The organism is Streptomyces sp. M2CJ-2, from assembly GCF_016757295.1.
Classification (GTDB): Bacteria; Actinomycetota; Actinomycetes; order Streptomycetales; family Streptomycetaceae; genus Streptomyces.
This window is the reverse complement of record NZ_JAESIF010000352.1, coordinates 1-224: the sequence shown is the minus strand read 5'-3', so window position 1 is coordinate 224 and position 224 is coordinate 1. Positions and strand designations below refer to the sequence as shown.

Below are 224 nucleotides of genomic sequence, written 5' to 3'. Positions count from 1 at the left end.
AGAGGCGACGAACCAGCCGTGGTCCAGGGCGGCCTGGCTGGTGGCACCGCCGTAGGAGACGGTCACCCGGGCCACCGACGGCTCGACGGTGCCGATGACACCCCATCGGAACGGAAGCTTCCAGTTGCCGCGGTCGAGGACCGACTGCCGGTAGAGCTTGCCGCCGTTGCTGTCGGCCATCACGGGGCCGGCGCCCGGCACATCTTCGGAGCCCACGCTGGTGT

Annotated in this window: 1 pseudogene; it reads right to left on the bottom strand. The window is 70.5% G+C overall.

Going from position 1 to position 224, the window contains the following annotated elements:
- Nucleotides 1-224 (bottom strand): annotated as a pseudogene (locus JL475_RS39595) (hypothetical protein); the annotation flags it as partial.